General features: G+C 62.1%; 22 protein-coding genes. 11 read left to right on the top strand and 11 right to left on the bottom strand.

The window, feature by feature from the left end; translation table 11 throughout:
• Positions 1-68: 68 nt before the first annotated feature.
• Positions 69-1,433: a sigma-54-dependent transcriptional regulator gene (locus ACMUVN_RS07300; protein ID WP_047615027.1), complete on the bottom strand. Its 1,365-nt coding sequence runs from the start codon at positions 1,431-1,433 to the stop codon at positions 69-71.
• Positions 1,423-3,693, bottom strand: a complete 2,271-nt coding sequence (locus tag ACMUVN_RS07305; RefSeq protein WP_414814969.1) for an ATP-binding protein — start codon at positions 3,691-3,693, stop codon at positions 1,423-1,425. The genes ACMUVN_RS07300 and ACMUVN_RS07305 overlap by 11 nt, the downstream gene beginning before the upstream one ends.
• A gap of 349 nt (positions 3,694-4,042) precedes the next feature.
• Between ACMUVN_RS07305 and ACMUVN_RS07310 the strand changes: the two genes are divergently transcribed.
• Entirely contained in the window at positions 4,043-4,861 is an 819-nt protein-coding gene (locus tag ACMUVN_RS07310; protein ID WP_047615025.1) for a DUF1206 domain-containing protein, read from the top strand.
• A gap of 89 nt (positions 4,862-4,950) precedes the next feature.
• On the opposite strand, the gene ACMUVN_RS07315 is transcribed toward ACMUVN_RS07310, so the two are convergent.
• The gene (locus tag ACMUVN_RS07315; RefSeq protein ID WP_047615023.1) at positions 4,951-6,321 is read right to left on the bottom strand and encodes an ATP-binding protein; all 1,371 of its coding nucleotides are present in this window, start codon (positions 6,319-6,321) and stop codon (positions 4,951-4,953) included.
• Positions 6,318-6,977: a response regulator transcription factor gene (locus tag ACMUVN_RS07320; RefSeq protein ID WP_414814970.1), complete on the bottom strand. Its 660-nt coding sequence runs from the start codon at positions 6,975-6,977 to the stop codon at positions 6,318-6,320. The genes ACMUVN_RS07315 and ACMUVN_RS07320 overlap by 4 nt, the downstream gene beginning before the upstream one ends.
• 199 nt (positions 6,978-7,176) lie before the next feature.
• Here ACMUVN_RS07320 and ACMUVN_RS07325 point away from each other — a divergent pair, with 199 nt between their 5' ends.
• The 6 genes from ACMUVN_RS07325 (at position 7,177) to ACMUVN_RS07350 (ending at position 12,131) form a co-directional block, all read left to right on the top strand.
• Entirely contained in the window at positions 7,177-7,497 is a 321-nt protein-coding gene (locus tag ACMUVN_RS07325; RefSeq protein ID WP_063475526.1) for a hypothetical protein, read from the top strand.
• Positions 7,498-7,531: 34 nt separating this feature from the next.
• Positions 7,532-8,002 (top strand): DUF2271 domain-containing protein, encoded by a 471-nt coding sequence (locus tag ACMUVN_RS07330; protein WP_047615764.1) that lies wholly within the window; start codon positions 7,532-7,534, stop codon positions 8,000-8,002.
• Between the two features lie 17 nt (positions 8,003-8,019).
• Positions 8,020-10,218, top strand: coding sequence for a PepSY domain-containing protein (locus tag ACMUVN_RS07335; protein WP_414814971.1), 2,199 nt, complete (start codon positions 8,020-8,022; stop codon positions 10,216-10,218).
• 1 nt (position 10,219) lies between these two features.
• Positions 10,220-11,140: an FAD:protein FMN transferase gene (locus ACMUVN_RS07340; RefSeq protein ID WP_047615759.1), complete on the top strand. Its 921-nt coding sequence runs from the start codon at positions 10,220-10,222 to the stop codon at positions 11,138-11,140.
• A 158-nt stretch (positions 11,141-11,298) separates the two neighbouring features.
• Positions 11,299-11,682, top strand: a complete 384-nt coding sequence (locus ACMUVN_RS07345) for a membrane protein (RefSeq protein ID WP_047615757.1) — start codon at positions 11,299-11,301, stop codon at positions 11,680-11,682.
• Positions 11,683-11,741: 59 nt separating this feature from the next.
• A complete protein-coding gene (locus ACMUVN_RS07350; protein ID WP_179869515.1) occupies positions 11,742-12,131 on the top strand; it encodes a DUF302 domain-containing protein in 390 nt (129 codons plus the stop codon).
• A 110-nt stretch (positions 12,132-12,241) separates the two neighbouring features.
• Here the strand turns inward: ACMUVN_RS07350 and ACMUVN_RS07355 are convergent, their stop codons facing one another.
• Positions 12,242-12,937, bottom strand: a complete 696-nt coding sequence (locus ACMUVN_RS07355) for a VIT family protein (RefSeq protein ID WP_414814972.1) — start codon at positions 12,935-12,937, stop codon at positions 12,242-12,244.
• 167 nt (positions 12,938-13,104) lie between these two features.
• On the opposite strand from ACMUVN_RS07355, the gene ACMUVN_RS07360 reads away from it, so the two are divergent.
• Together ACMUVN_RS07360 and ACMUVN_RS07365 are read left to right on the top strand one after the other, a co-directional pair.
• A complete protein-coding gene (locus ACMUVN_RS07360; RefSeq protein WP_097630844.1) occupies positions 13,105-13,989 on the top strand; it encodes a universal stress protein in 885 nt (294 codons plus the stop codon).
• 259 nt (positions 13,990-14,248) lie between these two features.
• Positions 14,249-14,599: a TraR/DksA family transcriptional regulator gene (locus ACMUVN_RS07365; RefSeq protein WP_097544400.1), complete on the top strand. Its 351-nt coding sequence runs from the start codon at positions 14,249-14,251 to the stop codon at positions 14,597-14,599.
• A 124-nt stretch (positions 14,600-14,723) separates the two neighbouring features.
• On the opposite strand, the gene ntrC is transcribed toward ACMUVN_RS07365, so the two are convergent.
• The 3 genes from ntrC to dusB are packed head-to-tail and all read right to left on the bottom strand — an operon-like array spanning position 14,724 to position 18,342.
• On the bottom strand, positions 14,724-16,175 hold the full coding sequence (ntrC, locus tag ACMUVN_RS07370; protein WP_047615004.1) for a nitrogen regulation protein NR(I): 1,452 nt from the start codon (positions 16,173-16,175) through the stop codon (positions 14,724-14,726).
• Entirely contained in the window at positions 16,172-17,329 is a 1,158-nt protein-coding gene (locus ACMUVN_RS07375) for a two-component system sensor histidine kinase NtrB (protein ID WP_047615748.1), read from the bottom strand. Before ACMUVN_RS07375 ends, ntrC begins: the two co-directional genes overlap by 4 nt.
• A complete protein-coding gene (dusB, locus tag ACMUVN_RS07380; protein WP_179867863.1) occupies positions 17,326-18,342 on the bottom strand; it encodes a tRNA dihydrouridine synthase DusB in 1,017 nt (338 codons plus the stop codon). The genes ACMUVN_RS07375 and dusB overlap by 4 nt, the downstream gene beginning before the upstream one ends.
• A 144-nt stretch (positions 18,343-18,486) precedes the next feature.
• Between dusB and ACMUVN_RS07385 the strand changes: the two genes are divergently transcribed.
• Together ACMUVN_RS07385 and ACMUVN_RS07390 are read left to right on the top strand one after the other, a co-directional pair.
• Positions 18,487-19,704 carry a bifunctional 2-C-methyl-D-erythritol 4-phosphate cytidylyltransferase/2-C-methyl-D-erythritol 2,4-cyclodiphosphate synthase gene (locus ACMUVN_RS07385; RefSeq protein ID WP_047614998.1) on the top strand — a complete coding sequence of 406 codons (1,218 nt, stop codon included), beginning with the start codon at positions 18,487-18,489 and terminating at the stop codon, positions 19,702-19,704.
• Positions 19,704-20,204, top strand: coding sequence for a CinA family protein (locus ACMUVN_RS07390; protein ID WP_097544398.1), 501 nt, complete (start codon positions 19,704-19,706; stop codon positions 20,202-20,204). Before ACMUVN_RS07385 ends, ACMUVN_RS07390 begins: the two co-directional genes overlap by 1 nt.
• A gap of 16 nt (positions 20,205-20,220) precedes the next feature.
• On the opposite strand, the gene ACMUVN_RS07395 is transcribed toward ACMUVN_RS07390, so the two are convergent.
• The 3 genes from ACMUVN_RS07395 to ACMUVN_RS07405 are packed head-to-tail and all read right to left on the bottom strand — an operon-like array spanning position 20,221 to position 21,842.
• Complete coding sequence (locus ACMUVN_RS07395; RefSeq protein ID WP_047614994.1) at positions 20,221-20,673, bottom strand: type II toxin-antitoxin system RatA family toxin; 453 nt, start codon at positions 20,671-20,673, stop codon at positions 20,221-20,223.
• Positions 20,674-20,682: 9 nt separating this feature from the next.
• Positions 20,683-21,279 (bottom strand): AAA family ATPase, encoded by a 597-nt coding sequence (locus ACMUVN_RS07400; protein WP_097544397.1) that lies wholly within the window; start codon positions 21,277-21,279, stop codon positions 20,683-20,685.
• Positions 21,276-21,842 carry an AAA family ATPase gene (locus tag ACMUVN_RS07405; RefSeq protein WP_097623120.1) on the bottom strand — a complete coding sequence of 189 codons (567 nt, stop codon included), beginning with the start codon at positions 21,840-21,842 and terminating at the stop codon, positions 21,276-21,278. The genes ACMUVN_RS07400 and ACMUVN_RS07405 overlap by 4 nt, the downstream gene beginning before the upstream one ends.
• Positions 21,843-21,880 lie beyond the last annotated feature (38 nt).

The raw sequence follows: 21,880 nt of genomic DNA on the forward strand, positions 1-21,880 counted from the left end.
GGAAACCTGGTCTTCTAAGAATCAGGATGGGAAGGATGCGGCGCGGCATCCGCCGCGCCTTCGCATGATCAGACGCCGAGCGACTTCAGCTTGCGATGCAGCGCCGAACGCTCCATGCCGACGAATTCCGCGGTGCGCGAGATATTGCCGCCGAAACGGTTGATCTGGGCGATCAGATAATCCTTCTCGAACATCTCGCGGGCTTCGCGCAACGGCAGCGTCATGATGTGATAGTCGTTCTTGGCGGAAACCTTCGGCAGCATGTCGCCGAGATCGGTCGGCAGCATGTCGGCGGTGATCGGCGCATCCGGCCCGTCGGTGCGGGCAAGGATCATCAGCCGCTCGATATTGTTGCGCAGCTGACGGATGTTGCCCGGCCAATCATGCGCCTGCAGCACCGCCATGGCGTCGTCGCCGATGCGGCGCGGACGAATGCCGGCCTGCTCTGAGATCTGGCGCATCAGCTGGTCGACAAGGAAGGGAATGTCCTCGCGCCGCTCGGCAAGCGCCGGCACCCGCACCGGCACGACGGCGAGGCGATGATAGAGATCCTCGCGGAACCAGCCTTCGGCGATGCGGCTTTCGAGGTTGTAGGCGGTCGAAGAGATGATGCGGACATCGACCTTGACGCGCTTGGAGCCGCCGACGCGCTCGAATTGCTGATCGACCAGCACGCGCAGGATCTTGTTCTGCGTCTCGCGCGGCATTTCGCCGACTTCGTCGAGATAGAGGATGCCGCGATGGGCTTCCTCGAGCGCGCCGATCTTGCGCGCTTGGCCAGGCGTGCCCTCGGTGCCGAACAGCGCCACCTCCATGCGTTCGGGCGTGATGTTGGCGGCGTTCAGCGCAACGAAGGGGCCGTTAGCGCGGGTCGACTTCTTGTGGATCATCCGCGCCACCAACTCCTTGCCGGAGCCAGAGGCGCCGAGGATCATGATGCGGCTGTTGGTCGGCGACACCTTCTCGATCGTCTGGCGAAGCTGCGAAACGGCGACCGAGGTGCCGATCAGCTCCAGCGCATCGCCGGTGCGGCGCTTCAGCTCGGAGACCTCGCGCTTCAGCTTGGAATTCTCCAGCGCGCGTTCGGCGATCAGGATCAGCCGGTCGGCCTTGAAGGGCTTCTCGATGAAATCGAAGGCGCCGCGCTTGATCGCCGAGACGGCGGTCTCGATGTTGCCATGGCCCGAGATCATCACGACCGGCAGTTCCGGATGGCGGGTCTTAATCTCGTCGAGCAGCGACAGGCCGTCGAGCTTGCTGCCCTGCATCCAGATATCAAGGAAGATCAGCCGCGGCACGCGATCTGATATCGCCGCCAGCGCACTGTCGCTGTCGTGGGCGGTGCGCGTCTCGTGCCCCTCGTCCGAGAGAATGCCGGAAACGATCTCGCGAATATCGTGCTCGTCATCGACGACGAGAATATCAGAGGCCATAAACGCTTTCCTTGTCATTGGCTGCGGGAGCAGCAGGCGACGGATCCAGGCGTGGCAGATGCACGCGGATCATGGCCCCTCTTCCCCGGTCAAAATCGGCGGGCGCATCATGCAGCTCGAGCTGCCCGCCATGTTCCTCGATGATCTTCTTGACGATGGCGAGGCCGAGGCCAGTGCCCTTCTCGCGCATCGTCATATAGGGCTCCAGAATGCTGTGACGGTTCTCCACCGGCAGGCCGCGACCATTGTCGATCACGTCGACGGTAAAGCGGTCGCGGCTGGTATCGAGTGCGGCGCGGACGAGAATCTTGCGTTCGTCCCGTTCGTCGCTCGGCACGGCCTCGATTGCTTCGACGGCATTCTTGATGAGATTGCCGAAAGCCTGGCCGAGCATGCGGCTGTCGAACAGGCCCTCCAGCGGCTGGTCGCCGAAATCCTGCGCGAAGGTGACGTGATGATTGCCCATCTCGCGCAGGAAGATCGCGTCGCGCAAGATATCGCGCAGGTCGCCCGGCTCCTTGGTCGGCTTCGGCATGCGGGCGAAGGCGGAGAATTCATCGACCATACGGCCGATATCGCCGACCTGGCGGATGATCGTATCGGTGCACTGGTCGAAGACGGTCCGGTCGCCTTGGTCGATCTGCTTGCCGTAGCGGCGCTGGATGCGCTCGGCGGACAGCTGGATCGGCGTCAGCGGGTTCTTGATCTCATGGGCGATGCGCCTTGCGACGTCGCCCCAGGCAGTCGAGCGCTGGGCGATGACGAGATCGGTGATGTCGTCGAGCGTGATCACGTAGGATTCGCTCATGTCGCGCACTTCTTCGCGGGTGACCTGCACGCTCAGCGTCCGCACGGTGCCGCCGCGCACCAGCGCGATCTGCTTGCGGAAATCGCCGCGATGACGCGCCGCAGCCTCACTCAGCACGTGATCGACCTCGGGCGCGATGTCGGCCAGCTGCTTTCCGAGCATCTCGTCGGCCGACAGCGACATCAGCGTCTCGGCCGAACTGTTGACGATGGCGATGCGGCGGTCCTGCTCGACGCCGATGACGGCGGCGGTGACGCCCGACAGCACCGCTTCGATGAAGCGACGGCGGTCGTCGACCTCGTCCTTGGCTTCGAGGATCTCATCGCGCTGGGTGCGGATTTCCGAGATCATCTTGTTGAAGGTGCGCGAGAGATTGGCGACATCGCCATCGACCGCGTGCACCGGCACGACGATATCCATATTGCCCGATGCAACGCTGTCGGCCGCCGTGATCAAGAGGCGGATCGGCCGGACGATGCGGTCGGCGACGGCAATCGCGGTCCAGATCGCCGCCAGGAGCACGATCAGCGCGAATCCGATATAAAGCACGGCAAAGGCGACCTGCAGCGAGAAGCGGTTGGCCTCCATCGAGCGGTATTCGGTGGCGTTCTCCTCCATCATGCGCATGGCGCCCATGACCTTGGGATCGACGGCGCGCACGGTATAGAGAAAGGTGCCCTGGATGGCATCGAGCTTGATGATGGCGCCGACGAGATTGGTGACGCCGGGCGGAATCAGCGTCGGCTGGCCGGCAGCGGCCTTTTCCAGCGCATCCTGCGGAATGGCCGGCAGCGGCTTTTCGGTGGCGATGTCGGCCTGGACGTTCACGGAACCGTCGCGCTCGACGAGGAAGGCGCCGAGCAGGCCGCGGCCCCTGGCCTGGCGCGTCATCAATTCGGCGAAACCCGTCCTGTCGAGGCTGTAGAGCGCGCGGTTGCGCTCCAGGTCGTTGGCCATGGAAACCGTCTGCCCCTGCAGGTAGCTGGCGTTCTCCATCATGTAGGCTTGGCCGATATTGCGCGACGAGCTGACGATCGACTGGGTGCGCAGTGCGAACCAGCGGTCGAGGCCGGCATTCAGCGTGATACTGGCGAAGATGGCGACGAGGATCGCCGGCGTGATCGCGACGATCGAAAAAAGCACGACGATGCGGATATGCAGGCGCGCGGCAGCCCGGCCGCGGGTACGCGCCTTGAGCAGCCGTGCCACCTCGCGGCCGATCAGGGCGAGCAGCGTCAGGACGAAGAAGGAATTGACGATCACCGAGGTGATGACGACATGCGAAGTCGGCGCGATCGGCGTGAAGCCGAGCAGCACGAAAAGTGTCGCCGTCGCGCAGAGCAGCGCGCCGCCGGCAAGCACCAGGCCGGGCACGGCGAAAAGGGCGCGGCGATCGGTCACCGTCATCACCGTCTCGCCCGCCGCCGCCGGCGATACCCCATCCTGCGTCATTCGGCCTCTCTTCAGGCGGCACCTGCCGCCCTCGCCATCGATCGAAACCAAGCAACGCCGGCTCAGAAAGCCAGCGCGCAACGACTCGATCGGGAGCGAAATACCTAAACCCTTGCGTGACCTTTAAGCAACGCATTGTGGCGAAAATGCAACGCACCCCGTCACATTGTCAAGCCGCGGCACCTCGTTCTGCGACGGTATCCACGTCCAGTCTGACGCCCGGCCGCGAGCGCCCGGTCCATTCCAGTGATGTGCCGTTGTCTGCAATCCAGCAAAGCTTTGCCAGCCCAGCAAACTTTCGGGAGATTGGCGCGTTAACATCGCGCATTTCGACAGACAGGGACCGCAGATGATCAAAGGATCTCGATTTGATATGCTTGCCAAAGGCGGCTACGCGGCGCGCGGCATCGTCTTTCTGCTTGTAGCGGGGCTTGCCCTCTTCTCCGGCGTGGCAGGCGGCCGGCCCGAGACGAAATCGGCGCTTTCGACGCTCCTTGGGCAGCCGCTCGGCCGCGTCTGGGTCGGAGCGATCGGCCTCGGCCTTCTCGGATTTGTCGCCTGGAGGCTTGCCCAATCGCTGGCTGATACCGACGGCCACGGGAGGGACGCAAAAGCATTGGCGATTCGGGCCGCCCTCCTCGGCAGTGCCATCACTTACCTCGGAGTTGCCGGCTATGCCCTTGGAAATGCTCTTTTCCCGGGGGGCGCCAGCGAGGGTTCGGGTGAGAAGGGCCTGGCGGGATGGATCATGTCGCAGCCGTTCGGTTCCTACCTTGCGATCGCCGTCGGCGTAGGTTTTGTCATCGGCGGCGTCGTGACAGCTTTGAAGGGCATCACCAGGAAGTTCGAGCGGTACCTTCGGGTCCCTGACAACAAGGGTATCGTGACGTTTGTATGCATCTATGGCCTAGTCGCCCGCGGCGTAGTCTTCGCGATTACCGGAATACTTTTCGCCTATGCAGGTTTCAGGGTGGATCCCAGCCAGGCCGGCAGTATGGGCGATGCTCTGGAATGGCTCCACCAGCTTCCGCTCGGGTCATTTCTGTACATCGCCGTCGCCGTTGGCTTGGCGGCTTTCGGAATCTACAATCTTGTAGAGGCACGGTACCGCATCGTCCGGAGTCCATCGATAGCCGAGGCGAAGCGTTCGATCTCGGTGGCGGGTTAACGTCGCTTTCCCAGCGGCAAGGTGCCGATATACCGAGGTTGAGCCGGCAGAAACTGCGTCCGCAATGGCGAGGGCGGGACATACCGGCGTCACGGGTGAGCCACAGGCAGGTTTATTTCAACCTGAACACCTTCGCTCCGCGCGACTCGCGGAGACACCATCTTCACATCGGCTCCGATGCGATCGGCGATGGCCGTGACAATGGCAAGCCCTACACCGCTTCCCCCGATTTTGACATTCCCCCGCTCAAAGCGCTGCATCAGTCTGTTTATGGCATCGGGGGACAGCGTCGGGCCGTCATTGGCAACGATCAGCAGGCCGCCCCGCTGAAGTGAAACCTCGACCTTTCCATCTTGCGCTCCGTGTTTCAGCGCGTTCTCAACCAGATTGCGGCAGAGAATGCCGACTGCGTCCGGATCCAGCATCGAAAGCACCGGCACCATCGGCGCTGTCAACGAGACTCGTCCCTCTCCGGCCCGGGCAAAATCCTGAAGGACCATCTGCAGGACGGTTCTGAGATCGGAAGGCTCGTCACTTTGCAGACGTCCACCCTCGGCACGAGCAAGCTGCATCAGTTTTTCCGATATGCGCATCAACCGCTTCAGCGTAGTCTCGATCTCCGTCGCCCGCTGGCTCGTCAGCTTTTCCTTGGTTTCAGAGCGAATGCGTTGCGCCTGCGCGATTGCGCCGGCCACCGGCGTACGAAGCTCGTGCGCGGCATTCGCAGCAAATGCGCGCTCGGCGTGGAATGCTGCTGTCAGGCGGTCGAGAAGCTGGTTGACACCTGCCGAAATCGGAAGAAGCTCGGTTGGCAGGCCACTGTCGGTGACGGGCGACAAATCCTGCGCGCCGCGATTGGCCAGTTCCTGCCTGAGTGCGCGCACCGGGCGCAAGGAGCGGCGCACCGCGAGATAGATTGCGAGCAGGCTGAGAGGGATCACGACGATCAGCGGCAGGACGAGACCCAGCAGCATCTTGCGTGACAATTCCGTGCGATGGTCGAGCGGTTCGGCAACGGCAATTGTCAGGTTGCCGTCGAAGCTCGCATCGTAATAGAGCTGGTGCGTTTCGGTTCGAAGAAAGCCTCGCTTCGTGAACGGCGGGAAGCTTGAGGCATCAGCACCCTTCGAACCGAGCAGCACCTGCCCGTTTTGATCACGCACGATGAAGCTTACGTCTTCGCCGTAGCGTGCCTCTCGGCCGAGGCGTGCATCACCGTCGTCGTCCTCAACATTGTCGTCGTGGTCAGTCGCATCGCGGTTTTGATGGCCTTCGCGCAGGTCGTGCCGGGCAATCGGCAAAATGCGCTGCGCTGTGGCCTTCAGCCCATCGTCGAACACCTCTTCCATCTGCCCGCCTAGGCGGTGCGCCGTCACGGCTGCCGCCGCAAGCCACAGCAGCGTCACCGAAAGGCCGAGGGCGAGCGCCAGGCGCGTCTGCAGCGAAGCGCCGATTCTCATGGCCGCCCCAGACGATAGCCGAGCCCGCGCTCGGTCTCGATCACATGCGTGCCGAGCTTCTTGCGCAACCGGCTGACGTGGACCTCGATGGCGTTGCTGTCGATTTCCCTATCGAAGGAATAGAGCCGCTCTTCGAGTTGCGCCTTCGAAAGAAGCTGGGCGGGACGTTGCAGGAAGGCCTCAAACAAGACCCATTCTCGCGCCGTCAGAACCATAGCCTTGCCATTCACCGTGATGCTTCTGGCGGCGAGGTCGATGGCAAGCGGGCCGAGCGTGATGTTGGGATTGGGATTGCCGGCATAACGGCGCGCCACCGACCCGATCCGCGCCGAAAGCTCCGCGAGATCGAAGGGCTTCACCATGTAATCGTCGGCGCCGGCGTTCAATCCGGCAATACGGTCGGAGACCTGATCGAGCGCGGTCAGGATCATGACGGGTGTCACGTCACCCCGCCCGCGCAACGCCTTCAGGAAGGGAATGCCAAGCCCATCGGGCAGCATCAGATCGAGCAGCACCAGATCGTAGGCAGCGGCAACGATCGCATCGTTTGCCTGGTCGAGCCGGTTAACCCAATCGACGGAATGTCCGTCGGCGGCGATCTGGTCGCGAATAGCCGCGCCCAGCGCCGTATCGTCCTCGATTAGCAGAACCCGCATCGCTTTTTCCGTTTCTCACATCTCCTAGTCCACCGGCCAGCTTACGGGAAGCTGAAGCAATGTCGCGCCGTTTGTCAGGTACCGGTCAGTTTAGGAGGCGATTGAGACGCTCGAAACGAGAGGAAGGTCGTCCCGCTCGATGAACGCTGCGCGGATCGCTGCCCCTCTCCCGAGCAAGATGCCCAACCGGAGATCACATATGATGTACCGCAAAATTCTTCTGGCCGCATACGCCAGCATCGGCTTCTTCGCCGCCTTTGGCAGTCAAGCCATGCCCTTCCCCCCACTGACGACGAGCGCCGGCACGGTATTGGCCGGTTACCAAGAAAGCGACGACGATGATCACCAGAAAGAACTGCAGCGCCGGCATGACGACGACGGCCGTTATGCCGCCGATGACTGCGAAGACGAGGATGTCGAGGCCTGCGGTCGGGGCAGCGCGGCGCAGCAACTGAACGCCACTCCGCCAAACAACGGCCTATTCACACCTGGTTCCAGGCCGCAAGCCCAGACGAACTGAAGCGCCAGTCCTGCCAAGGAGAATATCGATGAGAATGAAATCCTTTCTTGCCATGCTTGCAGTCACCACGGCCCTTACCGTTCCCGGCCTTGCCATGGCGCGTGAAGTGACCCTCACCACCAGCATGCGCAACTATGGCGGGGATGGCGCCTATCTCGCCTATTACGTGACCGATGCGCAGAACAAATATGTCGGCAGCCTCTGGATGGCAGGGGGCAAGACCAGGTATTACGAGCATCTCAGCGGCTGGTACCGCGCCACCGGCGGCGATACCACCCAGATCAACGGCATCACCGGCGCCAGCGTTGGTGCAGGCCGCTCACTCAAGGTCACGGTCGATCTTGCCGATACACTGTTCGATGCCGGCTATCAGCTTCATATCGATTCAGCCGTGGAAGACATGCGCGACAGCCCGAACGAGATCGTGGTGCCGCTGACATCGGCAGGCTCGGGCCAAAAGGTGAAGGGTACGCGCTACATCGCCGCCTTCACCTATGCGCGTTGAGCAGGAGGACGCCGGTTATGAACCGCAAGCTCCACCGCTGGTTCGGGCTGATCGCCGCGGCGCTTCTCACCGTCCTCGCGCTGAGCGGCGCCCTACTCTCTATTTTCCCTGCCGCAGAGGCGCTCACCACGCCTGCCGCGCAACGCGTCAGCGTCGCGGAACTCGCCGCGCGAGTCCGGGCGGCAGAGCCTACGGTGGAACAGATCAGACGGGCGCCGTCCGGGCAGATCACCGCCTATTACTACGAAGGCGACCAACCCGCCTCCGCCGTCATCGACTCTGCCACCGGCATGCCGGTCGGTAGTGGCGAAACCTCGGCGCTGGAGCGCTGGTTGATCAATCTCCATCGATCGCTTTTCCTTGACGATACCGGAAGGCTCATAGCGGCTGGCGGTGCGGCCATAATGCTTGCCCTTGCAATTTCCGGACTGTTCCTGACGGCAAGGCGCGCCGGCGGCTGGCGCTTCGTTCTGAAATCCGTTCGCGGCACAGGTGATGGACGATTACATGCCGTGGTCTCGCGCCTTGCCCTGCCTGGCCTCTTCCTCTCCGCGCTCACTGCGCTCTGGATGACGGCTGCTGTTTTCGGGGTATTGCCGGAAGGCGCCGGTGCACCGGCCTTCCCTGCCGACGTCAGCGGCAATACCGGCGTGGCGCTCACCTCTGTCCCTCTGTTTCGAGAGACGCCGGTCGATGATCTGCTCTCGTTGAATTTCCCCGCTACGGGCGACGCGACCGATGTTTTCACACTCAAGACTGCAAGGGGAGAAGCTTATATCGACCAAGGCAGCGGTGCGCTGCTGGCCTGGTCGGACGCCGGTTGGGTCGACACGGTCACGCGCCTCATCACGATGCTGCACACGGGGCACGGGCTGGCTTGGCTCGGGCTCATCCTCGGGTTCTCCGCGCTTGCGGTACCCGTCCTCGGCTGGACAGGCCTATGGGTCTGGCTCAGGGGACGCCGCGACCCGAAGCTCGCCTCGGCTGCCGCTAGCGAGGCCGATACAATCCTGCTTGTCGGCAGCGAGAGCGGCACGACCTGGGGTTTCGCCAATACGCTGCAGACCGCTCTTTCCGCACAGGGCGTTCGCGCCTACGTCGGCCCAATGTCCAAATTCGAGCCGGGCCGCTGGTTGAAGGCGCGGCGTGTGATTCTGTTTGCCGCCACCTATGGCGATGGTACAGCCCCCGCCTCCGCCAAAGGCTTCATCGAAAGCTTCGGGGGAGCGCATGCAAGCGCCGGCCTGCCGCTCGCGGTACTCGGTTTCGGCGATCGCAGCTTCCCGGCCTTCTGCGGGTTCGCCGCTGAGGTTGCGAGAATTGCCAAGGACAAGGGCTGGGCCTCCCTTATACCTTTCGACACGGTAGATCGCCAATCGCCACAGGATTTCGCCCGCTGGGGACGGCGCCTGGCCGAGACGCTTGGTCTCGATTTCGAACTGAACCACCAACCGACTGTTCCGAAGACCTGGAGATTGCCGCTCATATCCCGCCGCGACTATGGCGCAAGCATACAGGCCACTACCGCCATCCTCCGCTTTGCCCTGCCGAAGACTTCGCTCTGGCAGCGTCTGGCGGGCAAGGCATTCCCGCGGTTCGAGGCGGGAGATCTGGTCGGCATCGTGCCGCAGGGCTCGGATCTGCCGCGCTTCTACTCGCTTGCTTCCGGTCTCAAGGATGGCTTTCTCGAAATCTGCGTCCGCGAGCAAGTGGGAGGGCTTTGCTCGAGCCAACTCATCGCATTGAAACCCGGTGATACCATTGCGGCCTTCGTGAGGCCAAACCCCTCGTTCCGCCCGGCCCGGGGAGGCAAACCCGTCATTCTCATCGGCGCCGGCGCCGGAATCGGTCCTCTTGCCGGCTTCGCCCGCCGAAACCGGGCGGGCCGCGCCATGCACCTCTATTTCGGAACTCGCCATCCAACCAGCGACGCGTTTTACGCCGAGGAGCTTTCCCACTGGAAAAAGGATGGCCGGCTGACCTCGGTATCGACCGCCTTTTCGCGAACTGCGAGCCCGGCCTACGTGCAGGATATTCTGCGCAAGGACGCCGAGCGCATCGGCAAACTGATCGCCGCAGGCGGTCAGGTTCTCATCTGCGGCAGTCGGGATATGGCGGCGGCGGTCGCCGCCGTGCTCGCCGACATATTGGCGACGCAGGGCTTCAACCTCACACGCCTGAAAGCCGACGGCCGCTATGCCGAGGACGTCTACTAAGATGAAGCGCTACACGATCAACGGTCCGACCATGGGTGCGCGCTGGTCCGCCGTCTTTCACATGCCATCGGATTTCGATGTCTCTTCCGCCCGCAGGGCGATGATCGACGCCGTGACGGAAGTCGACAAACAAATGTCCAACTGGAGGCCTGAAAGCGACCTGAACCGCTTGAACGCCGCCCGGCCCGGTGGATGGGTTGCCCTCCCCGACGGGCTGCTCACCGTGCTGGGAACTGGTCTTGCCATCGGCCACATTTCAGGCGGCGCCTTCGATATCGGCATGGGTGATGCCACCGCCGCATGGGGTTTCGGTCCGGCGGAGGCAAGCGAGGACCGGATCAGGACCGCCCGCCTTGCGAAACGCAGCCCGGCTCATGATGTTCTGGAGCTGGACAGGGCCGCCGGCCGCGCCCGCAAGCACTCCGAGATGTGCTTCGATCTCAATGGCATCGCCAAGGGCTATGGCGCCGATCAGCTGTCGAAGGCTGCGCGTCAGCACGGTATCGAAGCCGGCCTCTTCGCCATCGACGGCGAAGTGCGAGCGCTCGGCACTCAGCCCAACGGTCGCGGCTGGAGCGTCGCCGTCGAGACGCCAAACCCGGAAGTGCGCGCCGCGCATTCCATGCTCGAGCTACAGGATTGCGCTGTGGCAACGTCCGGCGACTATCGACACTGGATCGACGTCGCCGGCTATCGTCTGTCGCACACTATGGACCCGCAGCTCGGCATGCCGCTTAGAGATCCGCCTGCCTCAACGACCGTGCTCGCCTGCGATTGCATGAGCGCCGACGCCTGGGCGACGGCAATGATGGTTCTCGGCGAAGCGTGCGGTCTTGCCCTCGCCGAAAAGCTTGGTCTCTCCGTTCTCTTCCTCAAGCATGACCAGCCGACAGGAATCGGATGCGGCCTGTTTGCGCGGTGATCACCTTCCGAACGGCCAGATCAAAGGTCATCTGCCACGCAGCTTTAGACCAACCATCCAAGTGGTTTGATCCAGCGCAATGTGTGAAGCCGGGATGCATCCTACTCTCAATCGCCTCTCCAGTTCGTGGAGGATAGTGCTCAAAGAGGAGACGAAGTATGTCCATGGTCAGACTGCCAACGATCACTCTGCTGGCCTTGCTCGGTGCGGTCGGCGCTTTCGGCACCGCGTCCGCCCAGACGAAAAGTCCAGACCCGGCCTCGTCGGAGGATAAGCCTGGGGCCGACGAAACGGAAATGATGCCAGGCATGATGGGCCGCAACATGATGCCACCGGGCATGTACGAAAGAATGCGCATGATGGGACCAATGCGCGGTCATATGATGAAGATCATGTTCGCCATCACAGATAGCGACGGGGACGGCGCGGTTTCTTTCGAAGAGTTGACCGCAATCCACAAGCGCGTCTTCGACGCGGTCGACGCGAACAATGACGGTAAGGTTACGCCTGAGGAAATGCAGGCCTTTATGCAGGACATGTGATCGGAGACTCGGCATTTGCCGGCCGTTGCAGGGAAGCGACCGCCGAAAGGAGACTTCTCATGACCTATACGCTCGATAGAACCCTCTGGGCGATCAGTTTCGACGATGCGGTCGGCAGAACGAGATCCGCTCTCATCAAGCACGGTTTCGGGGTTCTGACGGAGATCGATGTCAAGGCGACCATGAAGAAAAGGATCGATGCCGACATCGACGATTACCTCATCCTCGGAGCCTGCAATCCTCGCATGGCGTTCGAGGCGCTGAAACTGGAACCGAAGGTGGGGGCGATGCTGCCGTGCAATGTCATCCTGCGCGCCTTCGACGGCGGCAATGTCATGGTCAGCGCCATCGATCCGGTCGCGTCGATGCAGGCAATCGACAACGAAATGCTGACCACTCTGGCAGCCAAGGTCCGCTCGATGCTTGCGGATGTTGTGACGGACGTTTGAAACCCACCCAACCGAGAGCCGGCTATAGAATCCGTTTCGCATGTGGATCGGAGAATACGGTGACGGCCGCGGCAGAAAAATAGACCAATCCTCGCATCTGACCCGTCCGGTCAGACTGCGGTGCCAACCAGCGCTCCGATTCCGGCCGTCAGCGCCATTGCGAAGGCGCCCCAGAAGATGACGCGAGTCGTGGCTCTCAGGACATTTGCGCCACCCGCTTGCGCACCGATCGCGCCCAGCAGCGCGAGGAAAGCCAAAGACGCGCCTGCAACGCCATAGACCAGCATCCAGGCGGGTGAAAGGACAACCATCATCAAGGGTAATGCAGCTCCCACCGCGAAGGTGACGGCCGACGTCAAGGCGGCCTCAATGGGCCGGGCTGCCATGTGATCAACGATACCGAGTTCGTCACGCGAATGCGCGTCGAGAACGTTATTGGCCGTCAGTTGGACCGCGACCTGCCTGGCCAGATCGTGGCTGAGGCCGCGTTTGACGTAGATTTGCGTCAACTCATCGAGTTCAGCATCGGACTGCGTCTCCAACTCCGTCCGTTCCCGCGCGAGATCGGCTTCCTCGGTATCGGCCTGCGAGCTCACCGACACGTATTCACCGGCTGCCATGGACATCGCGCCCGCAACCAGACCAGCCGCGCCCGCGACAAGGATCTGCGAGGTTCCGGCGGATGCGGTGGCGACGCCCATGATCAAGCTCGCCGTCGAGACGATCCCATCGTTTGCGCCGAGGACGGCGGCCCGGAGCCAGCCGATGCGGGAGACGAGGTGATTTTCCGAATGCAATCTGCTCATGAGGGTCTCCAGGATGCGACATTAACGAAGGGCAGCAACATCGAACATGAGCAACGCCGCACGCGCGATCACACAGCCAATTTCATATCGGTCCTCGGCCAACAAGGATTTGACAACGATCAACTTGGCCGGGGCAATTGCGTTACATCAATGCCGAATGGCGAAGAATGGAGATAGATGATTGCAATCGTGGCGGTCCGCGAGAGATGGAGCAGGACATGTCGGCACAATATTTTCTCCCGCTATCAACATATCCCGATTCAAGTTCGGGACTGATCATTTCAAACGCTGTAGCGTTTGCCGGGCACTACGGTGCCAGTCTTCATGCCTGCGCGCTGAGGGTCGGGATTCCGCACATTCCAAACGCCTGGTCATCGCTACTGCTCGATACTCCAAAGATGATCGAGCATGCCGAGACTCTAAGCCGTGAGCGCGCCGAAACGCTTATTGCAGCAGCGACCAACCTCGCAGCGAACGCCAAGGTCGAACTATCTTGCCGAACGGTCAAAACCACCGTGCCGCTGCTGCACGAGACCTCAGCCACCGAAGCACGTTTTTTCGATCTGGCCATTCTCGAATGTGTCGCGGATGTTCCGGACACTCGTATTGTCGCCGAAGCGGTCATATTCGGCTCCGGCCGGCCGGCCGTCATCATCCCCAACAAGACCCTGGCGGGTCCGATCGACCATCTGGTCATCGCCTGGGACGGAAGCCGAGCCGCCGCTCGCGCCGTCAGCGATGCAAACCCATTCATTCGCAAGGCCAAGCGGGTTACGGTCCTATCGCTGACGGGCGAAAAGCCGCTGCCGGAGACAAGCGGAGCGCACCTTGCTGAGATCCTGGTTTCGAGCGGCGTCAATGCAAGCGCAACGGCCGCTCGCGTTACTTCGTCGTCGATCGGTCAGAGCATTCAGCAAACGGCACTGGAACTGAGCGCCGATATGCTGGTCATGGGAGGATTTGGACACTCGAGGTTGCGAGATTTCGTCCTGGGCGGGGCAACCGATGGCGTCCTGGAAAAGCCTTTGCTGCCAGTGCTCATGTCGCATTGACGGAAACTGTCCGGATGGATCCATGACCTGCTTCTGCCGTTTCCGATTCAACGCCGTCGGCGAAAAGCCAAACTGTAACAGCACCTGCAAGCTGGCCTTCGCCCGAGGAAATTTCGACACTGGCCAACCGAAAGCCAGCTTGATGCGGATCAATGCGACGGACGCCCAACACGCCTAGGTTTGCGGCTCCCGTCAAGGGCGAGACTTCCCAGTAAAACAAGGTGTCGGTCGCGAATATGAGGCCGGCCGGAGAGCGACCATGCAGAAGCATTCCTCCTCGCAAACGAGGCAGCATCTCGAAAAGCACAAGGCGATCCTTGACCAACGCCGGCGCGAGCTACAAACCCGCCTGCAAGCGATCGAACATGATTTCGTGCAGCCTCGCAATCCTGATGACGATGATCGCGCCACAGAGCGCAATAACGATGAAGTCCTGGAAGAGCTCGGCGAGGCTGGACAGAAGGAACTCCTGGCCGTACAGGCGGCACTGGACCGGATACAAGCCGGAACCTTTGGCACTTGTGTAAAGTGCGGCAGGCCGATCAGCGAGAGGAGGCTTGACGCCGTTCCTCACACACCTTTCTGTCAGTCTTGCGCGCAGTCGATCTGAAGCCTGAGTTGCAGGGTCACCATGCTGGTGAAGCGACGTCCGACATCAGGCCAACTCAGTCGGAGCGTGCGCCGATGAGCCATTCATAAACGTCCTCGCGACCGGGAGCCCGGCCAGAGCCCGCTCAGGCGGTGCGGGAGCTCCTATAGACCGACACGCCAAGTTCCCTGATCTTCTTGCGCAAGGTATTTCGATTGAGACCAAGGAGATCGGCGGCCTTGATCTGGTTGCCGCGCGTCGCCGTCAGCGCGGCGAGAATCAGCGGATATTCCAGTTCGGTCAGCACGCGGTCGTAGAGGCCGGGCGGCGGCAGGTTTTCGCCGAAGCTTGCGAAGTAGGTACGCATATTCTCCTCGACGGCTTGCGCAATCGTCATCGAGCCGCTGCGGATCGGCCCCTTGTCGATCGGGCTGTCGGGCACGTCGGAGCGCAGCTCGGCGTCGATGATCTCGCGGGTGATGACATCCTGCGGATAGAGCGCCATCAGACGGCGGATGAGGTTTTCCAGCTCGCGGACGTTGCCAGGCCAGGCATAGGCCTTCATCAGTTCCAGGGCTTCCTGATCGAAGCGCTTGGAGCCGAGGCCTTCCTTTTCGGCCTGCTGGATGAAATGGCGCACGAGATCGGGAATATCCTCGGCGCGGTCGCGCAGCGGCGGCAGGCGCAGCGGCACGACATTGAGCCGGTAATAGAGATCTTCGCGGAACAGGCCCTGGTTGATCGCCTGCTTCAGATCCTTGTTGGTGGCGGCGACGATGCGCACATCGGTGCGGATCGGCGTGCGGCCGCCGACAGTGGTGTATTCGCCCTGCTGCAGGACGCGCAGAAGCCGCGTCTGGGCGTCCATCGGCATGTCGCCGATTTCGTCGAGGAAGAGCGTGCCGCCCTCGGCCTGCTCGAAGCGGCCGGTCGAGCGGGTCTGTGCGCCGGTAAAGGCGCCCTTCTCATGGCCGAAGAGTTCCGATTCGATCAGGTCGCGCGGGATCGCCGCCATGTTGATCGCGACGAAGGGGCCGTTGCGGCGCTTGCCATAGTCATGCAGCGCGCGGGCGACGAGCTCCTTGCCGGTGCCGGATTCGCCGGTGATCATCAGCGTCAGGTCCGTCTGCATCAGGCGGGCCAGCACGCGATAGATTTCCTGCATCGCCGCCGACCGGCCGACCAGCGGCATGCCGTCCTGCATATCCTCTTCGAGCTTGGCGGGCTTGCGCTTCGGCTCGGCGAGCGCACGGCCGATAATGCCGATCAGCTCGGTCAAGTCGAAGGGCTTCGGCAGATAGTCGTAAGCGCCCTTTTCGGAAGCCTTGATGGCGGTCATGAAGGTGTTCTGCGCACTCATGACGAGAACCGGCAGGTCGGGACGCGCCTTCTTGATTCGCGGCAGCAGGTCGAAGGCGTTTTCGTCGGGCATCACCACATCGGTGACAACAAGATCGCCCTCGCCGGCGGAAATCCAGCGCCAGAGGGTAGCGGCGTTGGAGGTGATGCGGACGTCATAGCCGGCGCGGCTCAAAGCCTGGTTGAGCACGGTCCGGATGGCCGCATCATCATCTGCAACAAGGATCGTGGCTGTCATCGAGAAGGTCCTGTCGAGCTTGCGGTAGTGGCGTCTTCGAGCGAGGCGTCCTTCGACGCCGGCATGAGTACGCGGAATGTCGTGCGGCTGTTCTGGCTGTCGCATTCGATAATGCCGCCATGATCGCCGATGATCTTGGCGACCAGCGCCAGGCCGAGGCCGCTGCCGTTCGGCTTGGTGGTAATGAACGGGTCGAAGAGATGCGGCAACAGATCGGAGGGAACGCCGGGACCATTGTCGTGGACGCAGAATTCCAGCGGCAGCGAGATCTTTTCGCGGGTGCCGGCGACCGACAGGCGGATGCCGGGGCGATAGGCCGTCGTCAGCATGATCTCGCCGTCCGGCCGATCGCCGACCGCTTCGGCGGCGTTCTTCACCAGATTGAGGAAGACCTGCACGAGCTGGTCGCGATTGGCATAAACGGCCGGCAGCGACGGGTCGTAGCTCTCGGTGACGCGGATGTTGCGGGCAAAACCCGCCTTGGCGACCGCCTTCACATGATCGAGCACGGAATGGATATTGACCGGCATTCGGTCGACGGGACGTTCGTCGGAAAAGACTTCCATGCGATCGACCAGCGAGACGATGCGATCGGTCTCGTCGCAGATCAGCCGGGTCAGCGCCCGGTCATCGTCGATCGCAGACTGCTCGAGCAGCTGGGCAGCGCCGCGTATGCCGGAAAGCGGATTCTTGATCTCATGCGCCAGCATCGAGGCGAGGCCGGTCACCGAACGGGCGGCGGCGCGATGCGTCAGTTGCCGATCGATCTTGTCGGCCATCGAGCGTTCCTGAAAGACGATGACGACGGCGCCGGGTTCGCTGAGCACCGGGGCGACGTAGAGATCGACGAGCTTGTCCTGGCCAAGGCGCGGCGAACTCAGGTCGACGCGATATTCGTTGACCGGCGCCTTGCGCTCGCGCACCTGATCGATCAAGGCCAGCAACGGGCTGCCGAAGGGAATGAAGGTCGAAATCCGGTACCGCGCCAGATGCGAGGCGCTGGCGCCGAAGAAGGCTTCCGCTTCCCAATTGGCGAAAACGACGAAGCCGGATTCGTCGACCATGATAACGGGGTTCTGGATGGCGTTCAGTACGGCCATGGCGACGGTGGTTCCGCCGGCCTGATCGGACGGAGATGTCATATCCTTCGTCATGCCGCCTCCCGGCTGTCGACAACACCTGCCGCCAATGCATCGTAAAGCCGTGCAGCCACCTCGCTGGGATTGCGCGAGGTCATGATCGCAGCCTTTTCACCGTCGGCGAGATCCGGGGCGAAACGCTGGAGATACCAGCCCAGGTGTTTGCGGGCATGGCGGATAGCCACCGCTTCGCCGTAGAAATCCAGCATCATCCGGTAGTGCTCGACGGCGATATCGGCGATTTCAAGCGACAGCGGCTCGGCCGCACCTGATATGACGCCGGCATGCCACGGCCTGCCCTGGCAGCCCCTACCGATCATGACGGCATCGGCGCCGGAGCGGCGCAATATTTCCTGCGCGTCGCCCGCGGTTTCGACATCGCCATTGGCGATCAGCGGTATGGAGATTACCTCGCGGACAGCGCGGATCGCGTCCCAATCGGCACGACCTTCGTAGAATTGCATGCGGGTGCGCCCGTGAATGGTCACAAGCTGGATACCGGCCGCCTCGGCGCGGCGCGCGATGTCGGGCGCATTGATCGAATTCTCATCCCAGCCGAGGCGCATCTTCAGCGTCACCGGAATGTCGACGGCCTTGACCGTCGCCTCGATGAGGCCGAGCGCGTGATCGGGATCGCGCATCAGCGCCGAACCGGAATAACCGCCGATCACTTTCTTGGCCGGGCAGCCCATATTGATGTCGATGATATCGGCACCATGATCGGCGGCGATCTTGGCGGCTTCCGCCATCCAGTGCGCCTCGCGTCCGGCAAGCTGCACCATATGCGGCCGGAAGCCCGCAGCCCGCAGCCGCGACCATGATTCGGCCGTGTCATTGACCAATTCGCGGCTCGCCACCATTTCGGTGACGACGAGGCCGGCGCCGAAGCGCCAGGCAAGCTCGCGGAAGGGCATATCCGTGACGCCGGACATCGGCGCCAGCACAACGCGGTTCCGCACGGACACAGGTCCGATTCGGAAAGACGCTGCGAGGTCCTTGGAAATCAAATGATTATCTTTCGGGCACACAATAGAACTGCATTATTTTTAGCCACTATTCCCTAGCTTGCCAAGGGGGCTGGGATGGGAATTGATATTTTTCGGGCAGATGCTGGAAAACGCCAAAGCAAGACGTTAGAGCACTCGGGTCAATTCCGCATAATTAGGGGATTTATGCTGCAAATGCCTTCTAAGCAACCGATATCGGCTGGAATTGTCATCGTCGCCGCCGGCCGCGGCGAGCGCGCAGGATCCTCCAAGGAAGGCCCCAAGCAGTATCGCATGATCGGCGGCAAGCCGGTTATCGTCCATACGCTTGAGAACTTCATGACATGGGAAGCGGCAAAGCAGATCGTCGTCGTCATTCATCCCGATGACGAGGCGCTGTTTGCAAGAGCTTTCCGCCACATCATCTCGGCAACGCCGATCGAAACGGTGCATGGCGGCGCGACCCGGCAGCAATCCGTGCTGGCCGGCCTCAGATACCTCAAGGACAAGCAGATCAGCCACGTGCTGATCCATGATGCCGTGCGGCCGTTCTTCGACCATGAGCTTCTGGATCGTATTGCCGACAGCCTTGGCAACGGCGCGCAGGCGGTGTTGCCGGCGATCCCGGTCACCGATACGCTGAAACGCGCCGACAGCACCGGCACCGTGCTGGCGACGGTTTCGCGCGAGCACCTCTATGCGGCGCAGACGCCGCAATCCTTCGCCTTCGAAACGATCCTCGATGCGCATGAGAAGGCGGCCGCCAGCGGACGAAGCGATTTCACCGACGATGCTTCGATCGCCGAATGGCTGGGCATTCCGGTGACGATCGTCGAGGGCACGGCCGATAACGTCAAGCTGACGGTCAAGGACGATATCGCCATGGCCGACGGCAAGCTGTCGGCTTCGCTGCTTCCGGACGTGCGCACCGGCAACGGCTACGACGTGCACCAACTCGAAGCCGGCGATGGTGTCACACTCTGCGGCGTGTTCATTCCGCATGACCAGAAGCTCAAAGGCCACTCCGATGCCGACGTCGCGCTGCATGCGCTGACGGATGCGCTGCTTGCCACCTGCGGCGCCGGCGATATCGGCGATCATTTCCCGCCGTCCGATCCGCAATGGAAGGGCGCGCCCTCAAAGATCTTCATCGAACACGCTGCCCGGATTGTGCGCGAGCGCGGGGGCACGATCATGAATGCCGATGTCTCGCTGATCGCCGAAGCGCCGCGGGTCGGCCCGCATCGCGACGCCATGCGGGCGAAACTGTCGGATTATCTCGGCATCGATATCGAGCGCTGCTCGGTCAAGGCGACGACCAACGAGACGATCGGCTTCGTCGGCCGGCGCGAAGGCATTGCGGCGATTGCGACGGCAACCGTCGTCTATCGCGGGAGAAAGTGATGAGCCTGTTTCCTCCGGATATCATTTCGGCAGCGCAGACGATCATCCGTGAGTTCACGGCCGCCGGGCTGATGCTCTCGACCGCCGAATCCTGCACCGGCGGGTTGATCGCCGGGGCGCTGACTGAGATATCGGGCTCCTCCGCCGTCGTCGATCGCGGCTTCGTCACCTATACGAATAGCGCCAAAGTGGACATGCTCGGCGTGCAGGCGGAAACGCTGCTGCGCTTCGGGGCGGTCTCCGAGGAAACGGCGCGGCAGATGGTGCATGGCGCCCTCTTCCGCTCGCGCGCCGAGATCGCCGTTGCCGTCACCGGCATTGCCGGCCCCGGCGGCGGATCGGCGGAAAAACCGGTCGGCCTCGTGCACCTCGCCGCCAAATCGCGCACCAGCGCGTTCATCCACCGAAAGATGCTCTATGGCGATATCGGCCGCAGCGAGGTTCGGCTGGCAACGGTCAGGACGGCGCTGGAGATGGTGCATTCGCTCTTCGCCGGCTGAAAGGGTAATCGTCCCGTCAGGCCGCAGCGTAGATCCTGTTTGCCCTGGTCTCGAAGGCTTCGGTGAACATGCGGAAGGCGCGGTCGAACATCGAACCCATCAACGCGCCGAGAATGCGGCTCTTGAACTCGTAATCGATGAAGAAATCGACGGTGCAACCGCCAGTCGGCATCTCCGAGAAGTGCCAGCGATTGTCGAGATATTTGAACGGGCCATCAATATATTTGACCTCGATGACCTGCTCGGCCCGGTTCAGAAGCACCTGTGTGGTGAAGGTCTCGCGGATCGCCTTGTAGCCGACCGTCATATCGGCGACGAGCAGGATCTTGCCGTCGCGCTCCTTGCGGCTTCGAATGGTCAGCGCTTCGCAGAGCGGCAGGAATTCCGGATAGCGCTCGACATCGGCGACGAGATCGAACATCTGTTCGGGCGTGTGCGGGACGGGACGGTGCGTTTCGAATTGCGGCATAGGCGGCAATTAAGCGGGCGCGTGGAGAAGATCAAGAAGCTCGCGCACCTCACGGCGGGATTTTAGCTGGAGAACGGGCACATCAGGACCGTGCTCGGCGATGCCGGAGATAATGCGAGGCACGAACTTGTCTTCGAAGGTCCAGATGAAGCGGACAAACTCCCAATCGATCTTCTCAATGCAACCCGCCGCCATTTCCGGCCGGGTGCGGCCGATCCATCTCACCCACCGACTGACCACGCCCCAGATGCAGAGAAGCCGCGGCATGCGCACCCAGATGACGAAATCGGTGCGCGGTAGCCGAATGTCTAAGGAGGATGGGTTCGTGCCGTCCATTATCCAACGTTCTTCGAGTATCCGGCTGGCGATGATATTTCTCTGCTCGCCCCTGTCGCGCGTCACCCAGCCGGGAAGCCAAAAGACGTCGCGGTCGAGCGAAATATAGGAAAGCCGGAAGCGTGTGGCGATCTTCAACGACAGAGTGGATTTACCGCCGCCCGAGCAGCCCATGACGAGGATGCGGCGTGCTGTACCGATATGCTGCGCAGCCAGTCTGAGATCGGCGATCTGCTGTCGCGGTGGCAGCTCTGCCCTCAGGTCCATCATGCAACTCCCTTGAGCCCATACGCGAGAACGGCGAAGCGGCGAGCTGCCTTTCGCGATCTTATGATGACAGTGGAATTGAGAAGCCGATAATCCCGAAGTGCTGCTTCGATCAAGGGGGCGGCATCCCGCTCGAAATTCCAGATATAGGCAAGCAAGCCCAGCGAGAGGTGTTCGGGACAGCCGGCAGGCAGCTCGGGACGGTTGCGCCCGAAATAGCGCAAGCCTCTCGATATTGCTCCGTACAGGCAGGCAGATCTGGGCAACCGAAGCCAAATGACGGTTTCGGCACGCGGAAGGCGCAAATGGAAGGAGCTGAGCCCGGTGCCATCCATGATCCAGCGTTCTTCCGCCACCGCCTTGGCGATCAGACTGTCGATCTCGTCGCGCTGCCTCTTTCGCCAGCCAGGTAGCCAGTAGAAGTCGCGATCCATCGAGATGTAATCAAGGCCGAGCGCTTGCGACAGCCGCTTTGCCAGCGTGCTCTTACCGCTGCCGGGACAGCCGATCACCAGGATACGGTCGGCTTCGACCAGCGTCGATTTCAATCCGGATGTGCCGTTCATCGTCGATTGCTCAAAGAAAAACCGCGGCAAAAATCGCC

It is taken from the genome of Rhizobium sp. IY2, assembly GCF_047532935.1.
GTDB lineage: Bacteria > Pseudomonadota > Alphaproteobacteria > Rhizobiales > Rhizobiaceae > Rhizobium > Rhizobium anhuiense.